This is a genomic window from Candidatus Palauibacter sp., from assembly GCF_965216145.1.
Taxonomy (GTDB): domain Bacteria; phylum Gemmatimonadota; class Gemmatimonadetes; order Palauibacterales; family Palauibacteraceae; genus Palauibacter.
The window spans coordinates 4175631-4191177 of the sequence record NZ_OZ244149.1; the positions used below are offsets into that span (position 1 = coordinate 4175631).

Sequence of the window (15547 nt, forward strand, 5' to 3'; positions counted from 1 at the left end):
TCGCGCGACGGCGGTGAGGGGCGAAAAACCGTGGGAATGCTACGCGCGGCCGCGAACCGCGGCCAGCAGCCGTTCCTGAAGCCGGAACATCGGTGAGGCGTAGCGGGCCTCGCCGTCCGGGTGGTCGTGCCCGAGCAGATGGAGGACGCCGTGGATGACGAGTCGCAGGATCTCCTCGGCGGAGTCGAGACCCATTTCACGGGCCGCAGCGTCCGCGACCTCGGGACAGATGTAGATGTCGCCGAGCCACGGATCCGCGCCGAGCCCGAACGCGAGCACATCGGTGGCGCCGTCCACGCCGTGGTAGTCGCGGTTCAACGCTCGGATCGACGCCGCCGACACGAAGGTGATCGAGAGTTCGGCGCCCTCCGCGGGGCCCGTCGCGAGGGCCGCCCGCGCGGCGGCGTCAACGGAGGCGTTCGAGGGGGCGCTCTCCACCCAGCCGTCGAGGGGATTGATGTGGATCGCAGGCGGCGAGGGCTCCGTCAATCGACCGCTTCGAGAGGCGGATCGAGGGGCGGGATCGGGCCCGTGTCGCCCTGGGCCGCCTGCTCGAGATCGAGCGACGGCTGTCCGTCGTCCCCCTCGGGAACCGCAGGCTCGGGCGGCGGCTCGGGCGGCGGCTCGGGCGGCGGCTCGGGCGGCGGCTCGGGCGGCTCCGGCGCGGCGGCTTCGGGTGCCGTCGGCTTGGGGTAGTCGATCCGGTGGTGGTAGAGCCCCGTCAGGACGTGGGCAAACTCCCGCTTCACGATGCGTAGATCCCGGTAGGTCAGCTGGCAATCGTCGAGTTCGCCGTGGTCGATGCGCTCCTCGAAGAGGCTGTCGATGAGGGTCCGAATCCGCTCGGGACTCGGGTTCGTGAGGACGCGGGACGCCGCTTCCACCGCGTCCCCCAGCATCGCGACGCCGGTCTCTCTCGTCTGTGGCTTCGGTCCGGGGTAGGCGAAATCGTTCGGGTCGATGTCGGCCGAGCCCTCCTGAGCTCGCGCCTGTGCGCGCGCCTTCTCCAGGAAATAGCGGATCGTCTGCGTGCCGTGGTGTTCGCGGATGAAGTTCTTGACGACCTCGGGCAGCCGGGTCTCGTTCGCCATCCGGAGCCCGGAGCGCACATGGTCGCGCAGGATCTCGGCGCTCTGCCACGGGCTGAGCCGGTCGTGCGGGTTCAGTCCCCTCGGCTGGTTCTCGATGAAGTACTGCGGCCGTTCCAGCTTCCCGATGTCGTGGTAGTAGACCCCGACCCGGCCCAGGAGCGCGTCCGCGCCGATCGCCTCGCACGCCGTCTCGACGAGGTTGGCGAGGTTGATCGAATGTGAGTAGGTGCCCGGAGCCTCGCGCGCGAGCCGCCGGAGGAGCGGCCGGTTCATGTCGGACAGCTCGAGCAGCGACTGCTCCGTCGTGCGTCCCGTGAATACCTCGAGCAGCGGCAGGCCCACGCCAATGCCGAGCCCGGTGCACAGGGTCGCGTTGAGCGCCCCGAACGCCGCGGTCGTCCCGAGGTCGTTGAGGGAATAGTGGCCCGTGAAGTTGAGGAGGATCCCCGCTCCGACGTACGCCGCCGAGATCAGGGCCACGAGCACCCAGCTTTGGGAGCGGGTGCGGATGGTGGTCACCGCGAAGGCCGCCGTGACCCCGCCGGCCACCGTCACCATGGGCGCGGCGAGTCCCGCGAAATGCGGCTGGCCCATGAGAATGCCCGTGATCGTGGAGACGACGATCAGCCCCAGCAGGCTGTCGAACAGCGCCGCGGCGAGAAGTCCGGCCAGCGCCACGGGGACGAGCGCCGGCGAACTCCCCGTCGCGGCGACGACGCCGGCCGCCGACATCACGATGACGATGAGCCCGAGCAGCACGGAGAAGCTGCGCAGGTTCTCGTAGATGTCGCGGCGGAAGCGATAGGTGGCGAAGACCAGGATCCCGAGCATGCTCATGACGAGGAGGACCATGCCGAGCGCATGGAGGAACCCCGTCCCCGTCCCGGCCTGGCCGCGCCCGATGAGTTCCCGCTCGTAGGCGAGCAGGCGGCGGTGCTCCTCCTCGGAGACCCTCGTGTTCTCGGTGATGATGCGTTCCCCCTCGAGCACGAAGCCCTCGAACTGGGGGATCGCCGCCCGGGCCAGTTCGCGCGCCTGACGCGTCGCATCCTGGTCGATCCGCAGCGTCGGCTGCGCCTGCAGGATCAGCTGCTGGAAGAGCATCGCGCCCGCGGGGGGCAGGCGATCACCGATCTCTTCCCGGGCCTCCCGCGAGAAATCGCCGAGCCGGACGAGTTCGTTGACTGCCCGCACCCGGTCCTCGCCTTCCGTTGCCTCGCGCACGACGACGTTGACGGAACTGATGTCCGCGAGGTCGCTCTCCCGGATCACGCCGACCCGCAGTCCCTCGAAGGCAGCCTCGATTTCCCCGCCCAGTTGCCCGCGGGCTTCACCATCGAGGAGGTGGTCGATGACGAGCGAATCGACGACCTGCTCGGCCGAGACGTTGATGCCCATCTCCCGCACCGCCGCCTGAACGCCGGCCCGGACGAGCGACGCCGTGCTCGCCGGCCCCAGATCCTCCTCGGCGGCCTGCGCTTCGGCCGCGGCGATGACCGTGTCGAGCCGCGCGAAGAAACCCCGCACGCGCTCGATGGTGCTGTCGGCCCGCGCCGGTTCGAAGCGGAGGGTGGGCGTGATGACGGCTTCGGCCTCGTCCTGTTGCTCGCGGAGCCGGTCCGCATCTTTCGGGACGTTGAAGTCGAACGCCGCGTTGAGCGTCTGCCGGGCCACGCTCCCCGGGACGATGCCGTCGAATTCGGGCAGAGATGTGCGAGGGAAGAGCCAGGGGACGGCGAGCGCGATGAGGAGGACGACGCCCGCCCGGAACCCGTGATGGACCCACGCGTCCTTCCGCCCGCCGGCCGGGGGCCGGCCGGCGGGACGCAGATGGTCGCGGACCCGCCGGTACAGACTCAACGCTCGGACTCCCGGTACGCGCGGATGATCTCCTTCACGAGGCGGTGCCGCACGATGTCCGCATCGTCGAAGTAAACGAAGTCGATTCCCTCCACGTCGCGCAAGACTTCCTCGATCTCGAGCAGGCCGGAGTCCTCGGGCCGCGGGAGGTCGATCTGCGTCTTGTCCCCCGTGATCACCGTCCTCGAGTTCAGCCCGAGGCGGGTGAGGAACATCTTCATCTGGGCGGTCGTCGAGTTCTGCGCCTCGTCGAGGATGAGGAAGGCGTCGGAGAGCGTCCGGCCGCGCATGTAGGCGAGCGGCGCCACCTCGATCACGCCGTCCTCGATCGAGCGGCGCACGCGGTCCGGCGGCATCATGTCCTCGAGTGCGTCGTACAGCGGGCGCAGGTAGGGGTCGACTTTCTCGCGGATGTCGCCCGGCAGGAAGCCCAGCGCCTCGCCGGCCTCGACCGCGGGGCGGGTGAGGATGATCCGGCGCACCCGCTTCCGGTTCAGCGCCTCGACCCCCGCGGCCACGGCGAGATACGTCTTGCCCGTTCCCGCGGGACCGATGCCGACGACGATGTCGCGCTCGCGGATCGCGGCCAGATACCGTTCCTGCCCGGGCGACTTGGGCCGGATCGCCCGCCGCGCCCCGGCCAGCGCTACCTCCGCCTGCCGCCCTTCGCCGCGTTCGCCCCTGCGCTCGCTGCGCCCTCCCTTGCGTCCGTCGCCGCGCCCTCCCTCCCGGGAGCGCCCGGATCCGCCGACCCCCCCGGCGCCGGGGCCGCCCCCGTCCGGCTGGTCGAGGAAGCGCTCCACGTCGACGGCGTCGAAGGGACGCCGCAGCCGGGCGTAGCGGATCATGCGCTGCGCCGTGGGCGACGCGCGGTCGACGTCCGCCCGGGGTCCGGAGAGGATCATGTGGTCGTGGCGGAGGACGACGCGGATGTCGAAGTGCCGCGCGAGCGTGGTGAGGTTCGAGTCGTTCACGCCGGCCAGGAGTTGCTGGTCAGCGCCTTCGATGGAAAGGCGGTGTTCCGTCGCCACACTCACGCTGTGGCGCTCCCGCTCACGGAGATACCGAGTTCCTTCAGTTCCGCCGGAGTCACGGTCGAGGGCGAGCGCTCGAGGAGCCCGCGCGCCGCCGCGGTCTTCGGGAACGCGATCACGTCCCGGATCGACGCGCATCCGACCATCTCGGCCACCAGGCGGTCCAGGCCGACCGCGACCCCGCCATGCGGCGGGACGCCGAACCGGAAGGCCTCGAGCAGGAAACCGAAGCGCGTCTCGACCTCCTCCGGCGTGAGCCCCGTCGCCTCCAGGATGACGCGCTGAACCTCGGGGAGGTGGCAGCGGATGCTGCCGCTCCCGAACTCGATCCCGTTGTACACGAGATCGTACGCGCGCGCGGTGACGGAGAGCGGATCCTCCCTCAGACGCTCGATATCGGGATCCGCCGGCATCGTGAAGGCGTGCTGGGCCGGCACCGGAAGACCGGTCTCGGCGTCCTCCTCATAGAGCGGGAACTCCGTGATCCAGAGCCACGTCTCGCGGCTCTCGTCGACGGCGTCGAGTTCGCGCGCCGCGGCCCGCCGAAGCCGGTCGAGGGCGGTCGAACTCTCGGCATCGGGACCCGCGACGAAGAAGACGAGATCACCCTCTCCCACCCCGAATTCGGCTTCGAGCCTCGCCCCGACCTCCTCTCCCACGACCTTCGCGGGCGGGCCCGACCAAGCGTCCGCGGAGCGCTTGAGCCACAGCGCACCCCTGGCGCCGGCCTCGCGGGCGAGCTTGTCGTAGCGGGCGATGCGCGAGCGGGAGAGGGCGGCGCCGCCCGGGAGAACGAGCCCTCGCACGCGGCCTCCGGCGCGGACGGCGCCGTCGAAGATGCCGAACCCGATGCCCGTGAGCGCGTCGGTGAAGTCCCGGATCTCCCACGGGATGCGGAGGTCCGGCTTGTCGGTGCCGAACCGTTCCATCGCTTCCGCGTGCGGGAGGCGCGGGAAGGGCGCCGGGAGATCCTCCTCGAGCCCGTCGCGCCACACCCGCTGAAACATGCGTTCGGCCGCGCGGAAGACATCGTCCTGTTCGACGAACGCCATCTCGATGTCGATCTGCGTGAACTCGGGCTGCCGGTCCGCGCGCAGGTCCTCGTCGCGCAGGCACTTGGCGATCTGGAAGTAGCGGTCGAAACCGCCGCACACGAGCAGCTGCTTGTACAGCTGCGGCGACTGCGGGAGGGCGAAGAACCGGCCCTGGCGCACCCGGCTGGGGACGAGATAGTCGCGCGCCCCCTCCGGCGTCTGCCGCGTGAGGAGCGGGGTCTCGATCTCGACGAACCCCTGCTCGCTGAGCGAGGCGCGGACCGCGTTCGTCACCGCGTGCCGGAGCCGGAGGTTGCGCTGCATCTCCGGGCGCCGGAGGTCGAGCACGCGGTGGCGGAGGCGGAGTTCTTCCGACGGCAGTTCCTCGTCCGGCGGCTGGTAGACGAGGATCGGCAGCGGGTCGGCGACGGAGATCCGCTTGAGGCTCGTCACCCGGAGTTCGATCTCGCCCGTGAGCATGTCGGGGTTCGCGTGGGGACGTGGCGCGACGACGCCCGTCGCCTGGACGACGTCCTCGGGGTTGAGCGCGGTGACGAGTTCGAGGGCGGCCGCGTCCGTCCACTCCGGGCGGAAGGAGAGCTGGAGGAGGCCGGTGCGGTCGCGAAGGTCTACGAAGAAGAGCCCGCCGAGGTCGCGCCGGCGGTGCACCCAGCCGATGACCCGGACTTCCCGCTCGACCCACGAGGCCTCGATCTGTCCGCAGCCGGCATCGCGCCAGGCGGTGTTCAGCGAGGCCGGCTCACGCCGCTCGGTCGGTCGCGATAGTTTGGACAGAGGAACTCGCGGGAACGGGGAAACGGTCAGAAGAAGTGCGGAACACACTGGAAGATAGCCGGTTTTCGAACACGCCAGCAAGCAGCGGCGGCGCACGTCCCGAACTGCTCGCCGGGTGGGGCGCGACGCTGCGGCAGCGGCTCGTCGGTTTCTTCGCGGAGCGGGGAGAGCCCGCCTACCGCGCCCGGCAGGTCGAGCAATGGGTGTGGAAGCGGGCCGCGCGTTCGTTCGAGGAGATGACGAACCTCCCGGCGCCCCTGCGCCCGGCGCTGGCCGAGGCGTTCTCCCTCACGCCGCTCGAACCGGACTACGTGGCGCGCTCGAGGGACGGGACGATCAAGCACCTGTGGCGGCTCGAGGACGGGGAGCGGGTCGAGTCCGTGCTCATCCCCACCCGGGAGCGGCTCACGCTGTGTCTCTCATCTCAGGCCGGGTGCGCGCTCGCCTGCCGCTTCTGCGCTACGGGGTACTTCGGGTTCCGGCGCCAGCTGCGGGCGGCGGAGATCGTGGCCCAGTACCGGGATTCGTTGCGCGTGGCGCGGGAGGAACTGGGGCGGCCGATCTCCAACGTCGTGTACATGGGGATGGGAGAACCGCTGGCGAACCTCGACGGGGTGATCGGCTCGCTCGCGGCGCTGCACGGAGGGTTCGGGCTCGGCGCCCGGCGGATCACGGTGTCGACGGTGGGGCTCGTCCCGGGGATCCTCGAACTCGCGCGGCGTCCAGAACCGTTCGAACTCGCGGTGTCGCTGCACGCGCCGGCCCACGAACTGCGGCTGGAGCTGATGCCGATCGAGAAGCGATACCCGCTTCCGGAGCTTTTCGAGGCGCTGCGCACGTATCAGGGCTACAAGAACCGGCGCATCAGCCTGGAGTACACGCTCATCCGCGGGGTCAACGATGCGCCGGCGCTGGCTGAGGCGCTCGCGGACCTCGCGCACGGTCTCATCTGCTTCGTGAACCTCATCCCGTTCAACCCGATCCCCGCGCGCCCGGAGTGGGGTCCGAGTCCACCGGCGGCGATCGAACGTTTCTCGGCCGGGCTCACGGCTCGCGGGGTGGGGAACGCGGTGCGGCGGCCGCGGGGACGCGACATCGCGGCCGCCTGCGGGCAGCTGCGGCTGTCCACGGAGGGCTGAGCGCCGAGGATCGGCGCCCCCCGGGTCAGTTGCGGCGGAGGACCTCCTGCCAATCGTGTCCCACCACAACGGTCGCGTCGAGGAAGAGGTCGGGGTCGAGCACCACTACGACGGAGTCCGAATGGACGCCGTTCGCCACCTCCCGGGCGGCGCCGAGGCGGCCGGACCGGTCCAGGACGTGGGTGACCTGGTGCTCGAAGTGGTCCGCGTTGTCCGTCGCGACGACGTCGAAGCCGCGCTCACGGAGTTGGTCCGCGAAGCGGCGCGCGAGACCCACCTCTCCGACCCCGTTCAGGACCTCGACCTTGATCCGGTTCGCGACGTTGAGTTGGGGTGACGGACTCTCGGGCGCCTCGCTCTGCAGGCTCGAAGCGCTCGGCGCGGGACCGGCCGCCGCGGGCTCCGCGAGGCGCACGACCTGCCACTCCTCCCAGAAAAGACCGATGAGCGCACCCGCGCCGATCAGCGTGGCCGTGGTGATCAGCCCCCGGATCGCGGAGACCATCCGCTGGAAGGGGCTTCGTCTCCTTCTGTAGGGCTCACGCCCCTGGGGAACCCTGCGAACCTGCTGCCTGGACCGCATCCTCGAACGCACCTTGCCGCCTCCCGTCGTCCGCCCCACCCCCGCCGACCGCGCTCGACCACCCCGATCCCACGAAAACGTACCCCACATGCTCCCGCATGCTCCACCAAACGATTTGCGACAACCGGGGCGCCGACGCAAGACCGGAGGGGCGGTGGGCCCGGCCCCTCGGTCAGCGGATCGTGCCTGCCGGCACGGTGACTGTCCGCCAGAAACCGGCGGTCGCGGGGGAGATCGGGATGCCGCGCCGGAGGAGGTTCCCGATCTTCGCGGTCGCCACCTCGCAGAGCACGGCGTGCCAGTCGGAAGGCATGCGATGTCGCCACTCCGCGCGCTCACGGGAGAGGGCCCGGCGGCCGGGCTCCAGAAAGTCGGCCATGTACAACGCCTGCCCCAGCGCCCGGAAGTCGGCATGCCCCGTCGTATGAAAGGCGATCGCCCTCAGCAGCAACTCGTCCTCCACTCCCGCCGCCCGCAGGCGGTTCGCGCACGCCGGGCCGTGGAGGAGCGATCCGGGCCACGCCCCCGCATCTTCAACCTCGAGGCCCAGGGTCTCCGGGGATTCGTCCTTGAGGGCGTCATGGAGGAGACCCGCCGCGCGCCAGCGGATCCGTCTCGTCCTGTCGTGGCCGAGGGTTCGGCTCCACTCCCACAGCAACCGGCCCACGCGCCTTGTGTGACGGCGGCGCGCCTTGGTCATTACGGCCCAGTCGGGGTGCTGTCGCTCGGCGCCGGCCGCGTGGATGATCGGGTGGAGCTTCGGCAACGGTGTCTCGTCACGGAGTGAAGTTTGTCGGGATCGCGCGGGGCCGCGAATATAGAGGCAATGTCCGTCCTTTACGACTCACTCCTCGCCCGTGCCCTGGCCCGCGAGATCCTCGATCGCTGGGAGGGCTCCCGCATCGCCGGTCTCCGCATGGCGTCGGGGCGGCGCGCCGTGGAACTGGCCTTCGAGGACGGTTCACGGCTCGTCGCCATGCTTCATCCACTACACGGGTACGTGCTGGGGCTCGACGGTGACGCGCCGGGCTCCGGGGTGGGCGGGAAGACGATCCGAGTGGGACGCCTGTCGCTCCTCGACGCGCGCGCGCCGGCGGACGAACGGGCGCTGCTTCTGACCTTCGGTGACCGGACCGGGCGCGCGTGGGAACTCCTCGCGATCGAACTCCAGACCCGCCGCTGGAACGCCGTGCATTGCCGTCGGATCGAGGACGGCGACTCCCGCTGGCGGATCGAAACAGCGTTGCTCTCGCGCGATGCGGGCGACCGCCCCCTGCGCCGGGGCGCGCGCTACGTCTCCCCGGCGTCCGCCCGCCGCGGGATCGCGGCTCCGCCATCGGAAGCCGACTGGACCGCCGCGCTGGCCGGTGACGATGCCGCCCGCCGCCGGGCCGTGCTGCAAACCTGGGCCTGGACGAGCGCGCTCAACGCGGACTGGATCCTGGACGCCGCCGACCCGGCCGGGACGTACGGGCGATATCGCGAACTCCACGCGCTCGCGGCGACACCTCCGGAGGGCCGCCGCCCGGCCTTTGTGCTCGACCGGCCGGCCGACCCCCAGCCCTATCCGCTCGCTCTCGGCCCGGGCCGCAAGGCCGAGGCCGGGCTCCTCGAAACCGCCGCGCAGCTGGTCGTCGCGGCCGGCGGCCCCGCCTCGCTCCTCGAAGCTCTCCCGGCGAAAGACGACGACGACGACCGGGACGAAGCCGCGCGACTCGGAAAGCGGCTGAAAGCCCGCCGAAAGCGACACCAGCGTCGCGCCGCCGCCCTCGAACGACAGCTCGCGGCGGCCGGGCCCCCGGACGAGCCGCGCCTCCTGGGGCAAGTCCTCCTCGCCCGCAAGGACGAGGTTCGGAAGGGGGCCTCCACAGTCACCCTGGCGGGCTTTGACGGAGCGGATCACGAGATCGCACTCGACCGCGCGCGCGGCGTCGTCGCCAACGCGGAGGGCTACTTCGACGAAGCCCGCCGCCGCGAGCGCGCGCTGGAACGGCTACCCGCCGAGATCGCCGCGGCTGCGGAGCGCGCGGCCGAGTATGACAAACACCTCGAACAGCTCGCCGAGTCCGGACCATCGGAGGCCCTGTGGGCCGCGGCCGGAGGGAAGCCCTCGCGCCCCGGGGCCCGAGGGGGGGCCGGCCGCCAGCCCGAACTTCGGCTGCCCTACATACGGCTCCGCACGTCCGGGGGCCTGGAACTCCGGGTGGGCCGCGGTCCCCACGACAACGACGACCTCACGTTCCGGCACTCCGCGCCGGACGACATCTGGCTGCATGCCTCGCAGGCATCCGGCGCCCACGTGATCCTGCGCTGGGGGCGCAAGGACGAGAATCCGCCTCGCCGCGACCTGCTCGAGGCCGCCGTCGCGGCGGCGGTCCACAGCGGCGCGCGCCACAGCGGCACAGCCCCCGTCGTCTGGACCCGCCGCAAGTACGTGCGAAAGCCTCGGAAGTCCCCGCCGGGAACGGTAACACCCACCCGAGTCCAAACCATCTTCGCAGAGCCGGACGCCAACCTCGTGAAAACGTTGCGCCAGGATGACGGTTGACGTTTCCGCGGAAACGTCGGTGCTGCGGTACGTCCACCCCCTACTATTGCGAGGGAGAGCTCCCGGCGGCGTCGGGGACACGCAATTCATACTCGACGACGCGCTCAAACGCCGAGTTCGTCGGCATGTACCGCAAGCAGGTAGTCGGCCCCGAACTCGTAGACAGTCAGCGACTCATCCAGCGTCAGGTGGCACTGGAAGTCGCCCCGGGGACCGAACGCCAGCCATCGCTCTTCTTCTCCAGGCCTACGGTATCGTCTCACCCACAGACGGCTGTCACGCCCGACCATCAGACCGGCCGCGGTCGCGATACGCCTGTACGTGGGCGCTGGTCACCTCCCGGTCCCGCTCCGACCAGCGCACGACGCGGTGGAGGTTGAAATCTTCGTCGAGTATCCGAACCTCGGGCTCTCTCGCCGTGGTGATTGCGATCGTTGTGCCGGCGGCCGCCACGGCGGGATTTGGGTCGAAGAGGGTGGACATCCGTACGCTGGCGCCCTCCCATGACCCTTGGCGAACACCATCGAGCGCTGCAAGCTCGCGGATCAACGTACCGTCGGCGGCATGGGCTTCGACGAACAGAGCTCGGGGTGCTGGAAATCGTCCCTCGGCGCGGAAAACGGACTTCTCATGTTCACCGAGGTTCCGTTGGCGAGGATCCCGCCGCCCTCCGAGGCATTGAAATACTGAGGATCGAGGTTGACGGTGCGGCTGAACTCTCCGCTGGACGAGAAGATGTGGAAGCGCCAGGGGCGGTAGTCGCCGACCCACAACGTGTCGCCCGGGAGGACCCAGATGTACCGGCCGATGCGGAACTCTCCGGGGCCATCTCCGTGGCCGCCCATGGACCGCAGGTGCACGCCCTCGCCGCTGAAGATTCGGATCTGGCCGGGCCCATTGTCGAGGATCGCTACGCTTCCGTCGGACAGCCGGTTCGCGCCGCGGACGAAGTAGAGCATGTAGGCGTCGTCACCCTCGGCCGTGCCCACCGAGAAGCTCGGTTCTTCGGCAAGCGTCACTGCCTTTCCGCAGTCAGCGGATCGTTGGCGACGATCTGCATTCCGGCGCTGTCGATTGCGACGATCGGAACCGTTGCCGACGGGGCATCCTTCCCGCACCCGGCCAGGGGTACGACGGTAACAAGAGCGACCGGCACGCGGGACGCGGGCCACATGTGAAGCGCATCACAGGTCGTTGCCGCTGTCTCGCTCACCAATGGCCTCGCATCTTCAGTCTTGATGGCTGGACTCTGGACGGTAACGGGCGCGAAAGGGTTGTACGATGGCCAATAGCGCACGCCTCGACCGCGCACGCGGCTGCCTTCTCGGCCAGCTCGCCGGGGATTCGCTCGGCAGCCTCGTCGAGTTCAAGGGACCCGCGGAGATCCGCCGCCGGTATCCCAACGGGGTCCGGTCTCTTACGGACGGAGGCACGTGGGGTACGCTTGCCGGCCAGCCCACGGACGATTCCGAGATGGCGCTGGCGCTGGCCCGCACGCTCGTCGCGCGCGGCAGCCATGACGCGGAGGCAACCTTCGCCGCGTACCGGGAATGGCTCGATTCGGGGCCGTTCGACTGCGGCGGGACGATCCGCCGGGGGCTCACGGGGAACCCGAACACAGCCAGCGAGGCCAACGGCGCGCTGATGCGGGTCAGCCCGCTGGGAATCTTCGGTGCCCGTCTTCCGCTCGACAAAGGGCTCGACGCGGAACTCGGCGCCGACCTTGAAGCGGTGGCCGAGTGGGCGCGACGGGACGCGCGTCTTACGCACCCGCATCGGGTCTGCCTCGACGCGAACGCCCTCTTCGCCATGGCGCTGGCACATGCGATCGACGCCGGACCGACCGACGACGAGTTGTACCGGCGAGCCGTGGCCTGGGCGGACGATAGAAGGATCTGCGCGGAAGTGCGGGCGTGCGTCGCGAGCGCGGCCGATGGCCCGCCGGACGACTACATGACGAGCATGGGCTGGGTACTGATCGCGCTCCGGAACGCGCTCTGGCAGCTACTGCACGCCCCCTCGCTGGAAGAAGGCGTCGTCGACAGCGTCATGAGAGGCGGCGACACCGACACCAACGCCGCGATCTGCGGCGCGCTCCTTGGCGCCGTCTACGGGCTGGCCGCGGTCCCGACCCGCTGGACCGAAGCGGTCCTCCGCTGCCGTCCGGAAGCCGGCCGCCCCGGCGTCCTGCGCCCGCGCCCGAAGACGTATTGGCCGGTCGACGCTCTCGACCTCGCCGCCCGACTGCTCGGCGTTCAGTCTGGGACGTAGGCCGGCGCGCAGGCCGGGAGAACTTCGCGCAACTACGACACGTGTGCTTCATAGTAGGCGCGCAGGATGGCGTTAATCCGGGTTTGATATCCCCGGCCTTGGCCCTTTAGCCACTCGAGGACATCACCGTCAATGCGGACCGTCAGCTGCTTCTTGCCAGGGGGAACCACAACGCGCGCGGTCTCGAAGAAGGCGGCGTCGACCTCGGGAACGTCCGAGTAGTCGATATCCTCATCCGTCATCTGGTCGATCCGCTTCAGATCGCTCCTGGTAGGCTCGTCGCTCACGACTATTCGCCTTTCTCCCAGCGCCTCCTCGTCCCCGCAAACGTACCCGTCGCCGATAGCTACGATTGTAGTGACACGATTCTTCATGTCAAGGACGGGGGACCCGCAAGGCCGCACCTCAGAGGCCGATGGAGCCCTCGAGGCAGGAACGCGGGACGTCAAACGCGTCCACGAGGGGGATCGCCTGGGGACGGATCTCGGCGCAGAGGGCCGTGACCATGCTCCGGATCGCCTTGCTCTTGGGCGGGTCGAGATAGCCCTGCTCGAGGAACCATGCGGCGCTCCGCTCGATGGCGGCGAGCGCGAACAGGCAGCGCAGGCGCTCGAGCCACTCCGCCACGCCGGAGGTTGGGGTGCGGCGCTGGGCCGCGAGCATCGAGCGCAGGATCTCGCATTCGACATGGGCGCGGGCGGCGGTCAGCGCGTGGTGCTGGCAGTCGGTGAGGGCATCGAACGAGGTCATCCCGCCCCCGATCCGGTGCCGGATCCGGCGGGCGAGGGAGAGGACGAGTTCGGTGCGGCGGGCGTCGAGGATCGCGTCGTGAAACTCGGGGTCGCGGAGGTGCGCCTCGCTCGTCTTCCGTGAGACGATGGGGTTGCGCTCGGCCACGGCCCGCCGGGCGCGCCCCGCCGCGAACCGCGCGAGCCCGAGTGCGCCGAGATCGCCGAACTGCTGGCGGAAGCCGGTGAGCAGATCCTTCGCCACGAGCTGCATGAGCACGGTGTTGTCGCCCTCGAACGTCGTGAACACGTCGGAATCCGCCTTGAGCGCGGCGAAGCGGTTGTGCGCGAGGTAGCCGCGGCCCCCACACGCCTCCCGACACGCCTGGATCGTCTCCGTCGCGTGCCAGGTGGCGTAGGCCTTGAGCCCCGCCGCAGCCGCCTCCGTGCGCCGGCGGGCCGCCGTTCCGGATCGACCGTCCGCTTCCCCGGAATCCCCGGAATCCGCAGACTCCGCAGCCAGATGCTGCTCCTGGAGATCGTGGAGCGCGAAGCCGAGAGCGTAGGTCGTGGCGAGGCGCGGGAGGAGGCGCCGCTGGTGGCTCGGATAGTCGAGAAGCGGGCGCTCGGCCTCCCCCGGCGGCCCGAACTGGCGTCGGCGGGCGCCGTAACGGACGGCGATCGTCAGGGCGACCTTGGACGCGCTCAGCGCGGCGCTCCCCACGGCGACGCGCCCTCCTACCAGAGTCCCGAGCATGGTGAAGAAACGCCGGGCCGGGCTCGCGATCAGGCTCCGGTAGGCCCCCGCCTCATCGATCGAGGCGAAGCGGTCGAGGAGGTTCTCACGCGGCACGCGCACGTGGTCGAACAGGAGTCGCCCGTTGTCGACCCCGTTCAGGCCGAGCTTCTCCCCGCAGTCCTCGATCGTCACCCCGGGGAGCGCGTCGCCGTCCTCGTCGCGGATGGGGACGAGGATCGCGTGCACCCCCCGCCCTTCCCCGCCGACCTCCAGTTGAGCGAAGACCGTGGCGAGACGGCCGTCCCGCGCCGCGTTCCCGATGTAGTCCTTCCGCGCCCCCGGCACCGGCGTATGCACCTCGATCTCACGGGTCGCAGGGTCATAGACCGCCGTCGTCTGAATATCATAGACGTTCGATCCGTGCAGGGTCTCGCTCATCGCGAAACAGCCCGGGAGCGCCAGCGTGCCGGCGTCTCTCAGATATTTCTCGTGATGACGACTTGAACCCAGTTGGTGGATGCTTCCGCCGAAGAGTCCGAACTGGACGCCGAACTTTGTGAGCAGGCTGAGGTCGAAGAAGGCGAGCGTCTCGAACGTGGCGACGAAACCCGCGGGATCGCCGCCGCCCCCGTACTCCGTGGGATAGCCCAGGCGGCCCAGCCCCTCGTCGGCGAGCAACCGGCACCACGCCGTGACCTGGGCCCGGTACTCCGGCGTGGAGAGGCCCGACACGAGGCGGAAGCGGCCATCGGACAGGATTTCGCGCACGCGGCGTCGGGTCTCCCCGGCCGGGCCGTCGAGGAAGCGGGCCATGGCTTCACGGTCGAACCTCGACGGGACGACGGGGAGCGGCGCGATCGGCCGGACCGGGTCGAACAGCGTCGCCACGGCGTCGCGACCACCCAGGCCCAGCGCCTCCTCGATGCGGAGGATCGCCTCGCGTTCCTCGGGGGTCGGGTGCGCCCCGTCGGCCTCCGCGATCGCGATGCCGAGTTCCGTGAGTGAGCGGCGCCGCTCGGGCGAGACCTCGGCCGCCCGTCGCCGCACCGCATCGAGCAGGTGGAGCAGCCGCTCGGCCGAAGGCGGAGCATCGGGATCGAGCCACTCGGCGAGCGCCCCCTCGGGGAGCCCCGCCTCGCGCACGTGGCCGCGCAGCAGTTCGAGTTCTTCGTCGGCGAGCTCACCGTCGGCCCATGCAACGTAAAGAAGAGGATAGAACGCGATCACGGTCAGAGGCCGTCCGCCTCGAACGGGATCTCCTTGTGCGTCCCGTCGCAAAAGGGCTTGTTCTTCGACGCCCCGCAGCGGCACAGCCACGGTTTCTCGAAGCGGGCGGACCCCTCGTGCCCCTCGCCGCTGAGTTCGATCACGCCATCGAAGTGGTAGGGACCGTTCGCGTGCGGCGTGACGACGACCTCCGGCGCCGCGTCACCCGTGAAGTCCTCCGCGACGGCCCGGCGGGTGTCGATCGGGCCTGACGCCTCGAAACCGGCATCCCGGTGCGCGCCGTCGCAGTACGGCTTGTTGGCGGAATGGCCGCAGCGGCAGAACGCGGCCCGCGACTTCCCGACGGCCTCTTCCGCTCCGGGCTCGAAGACGCGCAGCGAGCCCTGTACGAGCAGCGGCCCGTCGCCGTTACAACGCACCCCGCAGACTTCGCCCTCACGAACTGTCTCGCTCGACATCGGATATGGTCTCCTGGCGTTGGATTCGGGTGGTGGTCTC

15 protein-coding genes are annotated in these 15547 nt (G+C 70.2%); 3 read left to right on the top strand and 12 right to left on the bottom strand.

What is annotated here, in order from left to right; genetic code table 11:
* Positions 1-39: 39 nt before the first annotated feature.
* Genes ybeY through aspS form a run of 4 tightly spaced genes read right to left on the bottom strand, consistent with a single transcriptional unit; the run spans position 40 to position 5862 of the window.
* Positions 40-438, bottom strand: a complete 399-nt coding sequence (gene ybeY / locus ACOOHF_RS18005) for an rRNA maturation RNase YbeY (protein ID WP_420464398.1) — start codon at positions 436-438, stop codon at positions 40-42.
* 47 nt (positions 439-485) lie between these two features.
* A complete protein-coding gene (locus ACOOHF_RS18010) occupies positions 486-2951 on the bottom strand; it encodes an HD family phosphohydrolase (protein ID WP_420462779.1) in 2466 nt (821 codons plus the stop codon).
* Positions 2948-3988 (bottom strand): PhoH family protein, encoded by a 1041-nt coding sequence (locus ACOOHF_RS18015; protein WP_420462780.1) that lies wholly within the window; start codon positions 3986-3988, stop codon positions 2948-2950. The genes ACOOHF_RS18010 and ACOOHF_RS18015 overlap by 4 nt, the downstream gene beginning before the upstream one ends.
* A complete protein-coding gene (gene aspS / locus ACOOHF_RS18020) occupies positions 3985-5862 on the bottom strand; it encodes an aspartate--tRNA ligase (protein ID WP_420462781.1) in 1878 nt (625 codons plus the stop codon). The genes ACOOHF_RS18015 and aspS overlap by 4 nt, the downstream gene beginning before the upstream one ends.
* Between aspS and rlmN the strand changes: the two genes are divergently transcribed.
* Positions 5850-6953, top strand: a complete 1104-nt coding sequence (rlmN, locus tag ACOOHF_RS18025; protein WP_420462782.1) for a 23S rRNA (adenine(2503)-C(2))-methyltransferase RlmN — start codon at positions 5850-5852, stop codon at positions 6951-6953. The genes aspS and rlmN overlap by 13 nt on opposite strands.
* Before the next feature lie 25 nt (positions 6954-6978).
* Here rlmN and ACOOHF_RS18030 read toward each other — a convergent pair whose 3' ends face one another.
* Positions 6979-7458 carry a LytR C-terminal domain-containing protein gene (locus tag ACOOHF_RS18030; RefSeq protein ID WP_420462783.1) on the bottom strand — a complete coding sequence of 160 codons (480 nt, stop codon included), beginning with the start codon at positions 7456-7458 and terminating at the stop codon, positions 6979-6981.
* A gap of 250 nt (positions 7459-7708) precedes the next feature.
* Positions 7709-8302 (bottom strand): HD domain-containing protein, encoded by a 594-nt coding sequence (locus tag ACOOHF_RS18035; RefSeq protein ID WP_420462784.1) that lies wholly within the window; start codon positions 8300-8302, stop codon positions 7709-7711.
* A gap of 60 nt (positions 8303-8362) precedes the next feature.
* Between ACOOHF_RS18035 and ACOOHF_RS18040 the strand changes: the two genes are divergently transcribed.
* A complete protein-coding gene (locus tag ACOOHF_RS18040) occupies positions 8363-10084 on the top strand; it encodes an NFACT RNA binding domain-containing protein (protein ID WP_420462785.1) in 1722 nt (573 codons plus the stop codon).
* Between the two features lie 104 nt (positions 10085-10188).
* Here ACOOHF_RS18040 and ACOOHF_RS18045 read toward each other — a convergent pair whose 3' ends face one another.
* The 3 genes from ACOOHF_RS18045 to ACOOHF_RS18055 all read right to left on the bottom strand — a co-directional run bounded on the left by ACOOHF_RS18045 (position 10189) and on the right by ACOOHF_RS18055 (position 11103).
* Positions 10189-10347: a hypothetical protein gene (locus ACOOHF_RS18045; protein ID WP_420462786.1), complete on the bottom strand. Its 159-nt coding sequence runs from the start codon at positions 10345-10347 to the stop codon at positions 10189-10191.
* Between the two features lie 13 nt (positions 10348-10360).
* Positions 10361-10567, bottom strand: a complete 207-nt coding sequence (locus ACOOHF_RS18050; protein ID WP_420462787.1) for a hypothetical protein — start codon at positions 10565-10567, stop codon at positions 10361-10363.
* 62 nt (positions 10568-10629) lie between these two features.
* Positions 10630-11103 (bottom strand): hypothetical protein, encoded by a 474-nt coding sequence (locus tag ACOOHF_RS18055; protein WP_420462788.1) that lies wholly within the window; start codon positions 11101-11103, stop codon positions 10630-10632.
* A gap of 262 nt (positions 11104-11365) precedes the next feature.
* Here ACOOHF_RS18055 and ACOOHF_RS18060 point away from each other — a divergent pair, with 262 nt between their 5' ends.
* Positions 11366-12355 carry an ADP-ribosylglycohydrolase family protein gene (locus ACOOHF_RS18060; protein WP_420462789.1) on the top strand — a complete coding sequence of 330 codons (990 nt, stop codon included), beginning with the start codon at positions 11366-11368 and terminating at the stop codon, positions 12353-12355.
* A 32-nt stretch (positions 12356-12387) separates the two neighbouring features.
* On the opposite strand, the gene ACOOHF_RS18065 is transcribed toward ACOOHF_RS18060, so the two are convergent.
* From ACOOHF_RS18065 to ACOOHF_RS18075, 3 genes are all read right to left on the bottom strand, one after another.
* A complete protein-coding gene (locus tag ACOOHF_RS18065; protein WP_420462790.1) occupies positions 12388-12642 on the bottom strand; it encodes a BrnA antitoxin family protein in 255 nt (84 codons plus the stop codon).
* Between the two features lie 118 nt (positions 12643-12760).
* A complete protein-coding gene (locus ACOOHF_RS18070) occupies positions 12761-15049 on the bottom strand; it encodes an acyl-CoA dehydrogenase (protein WP_420462791.1) in 2289 nt (762 codons plus the stop codon).
* Between the two features lie 2 nt (positions 15050-15051).
* The gene (locus ACOOHF_RS18075) at positions 15052-15507 is read right to left on the bottom strand and encodes a CDGSH iron-sulfur domain-containing protein (protein ID WP_420462792.1); all 456 of its coding nucleotides are present in this window, start codon (positions 15505-15507) and stop codon (positions 15052-15054) included.
* Positions 15508-15547 lie beyond the last annotated feature (40 nt).

What these genes read in the sequence shown, in the direction of transcription:
- ACOOHF_RS18030 (WP_420462783.1), bottom strand. Translation starts at nt 7,458, where the DNA reads ATGGTCTCCGCGATCCGGGGGCTGATCACCACGGCCACGCTGATCGGC.
- ACOOHF_RS18040 (WP_420462785.1), top strand. Translation starts at nt 8,363, where the DNA reads ATGTCCGTCCTTTACGACTCACTCCTCGCCCGTGCCCTGGCCCGCGAG.
- ACOOHF_RS18060 (WP_420462789.1), top strand. Translation starts at nt 11,366, where the DNA reads ATGGCCAATAGCGCACGCCTCGACCGCGCACGCGGCTGCCTTCTCGGC.
- ACOOHF_RS18050 (WP_420462787.1), bottom strand. Translation starts at nt 10,567, where the DNA reads ATGTCCACCCTCTTCGACCCAAATCCCGCCGTGGCGGCCGCCGGCACA.
- ACOOHF_RS18075 (WP_420462792.1), bottom strand. Translation starts at nt 15,507, where the DNA reads ATGTCGAGCGAGACAGTTCGTGAGGGCGAAGTCTGCGGGGTGCGTTGT.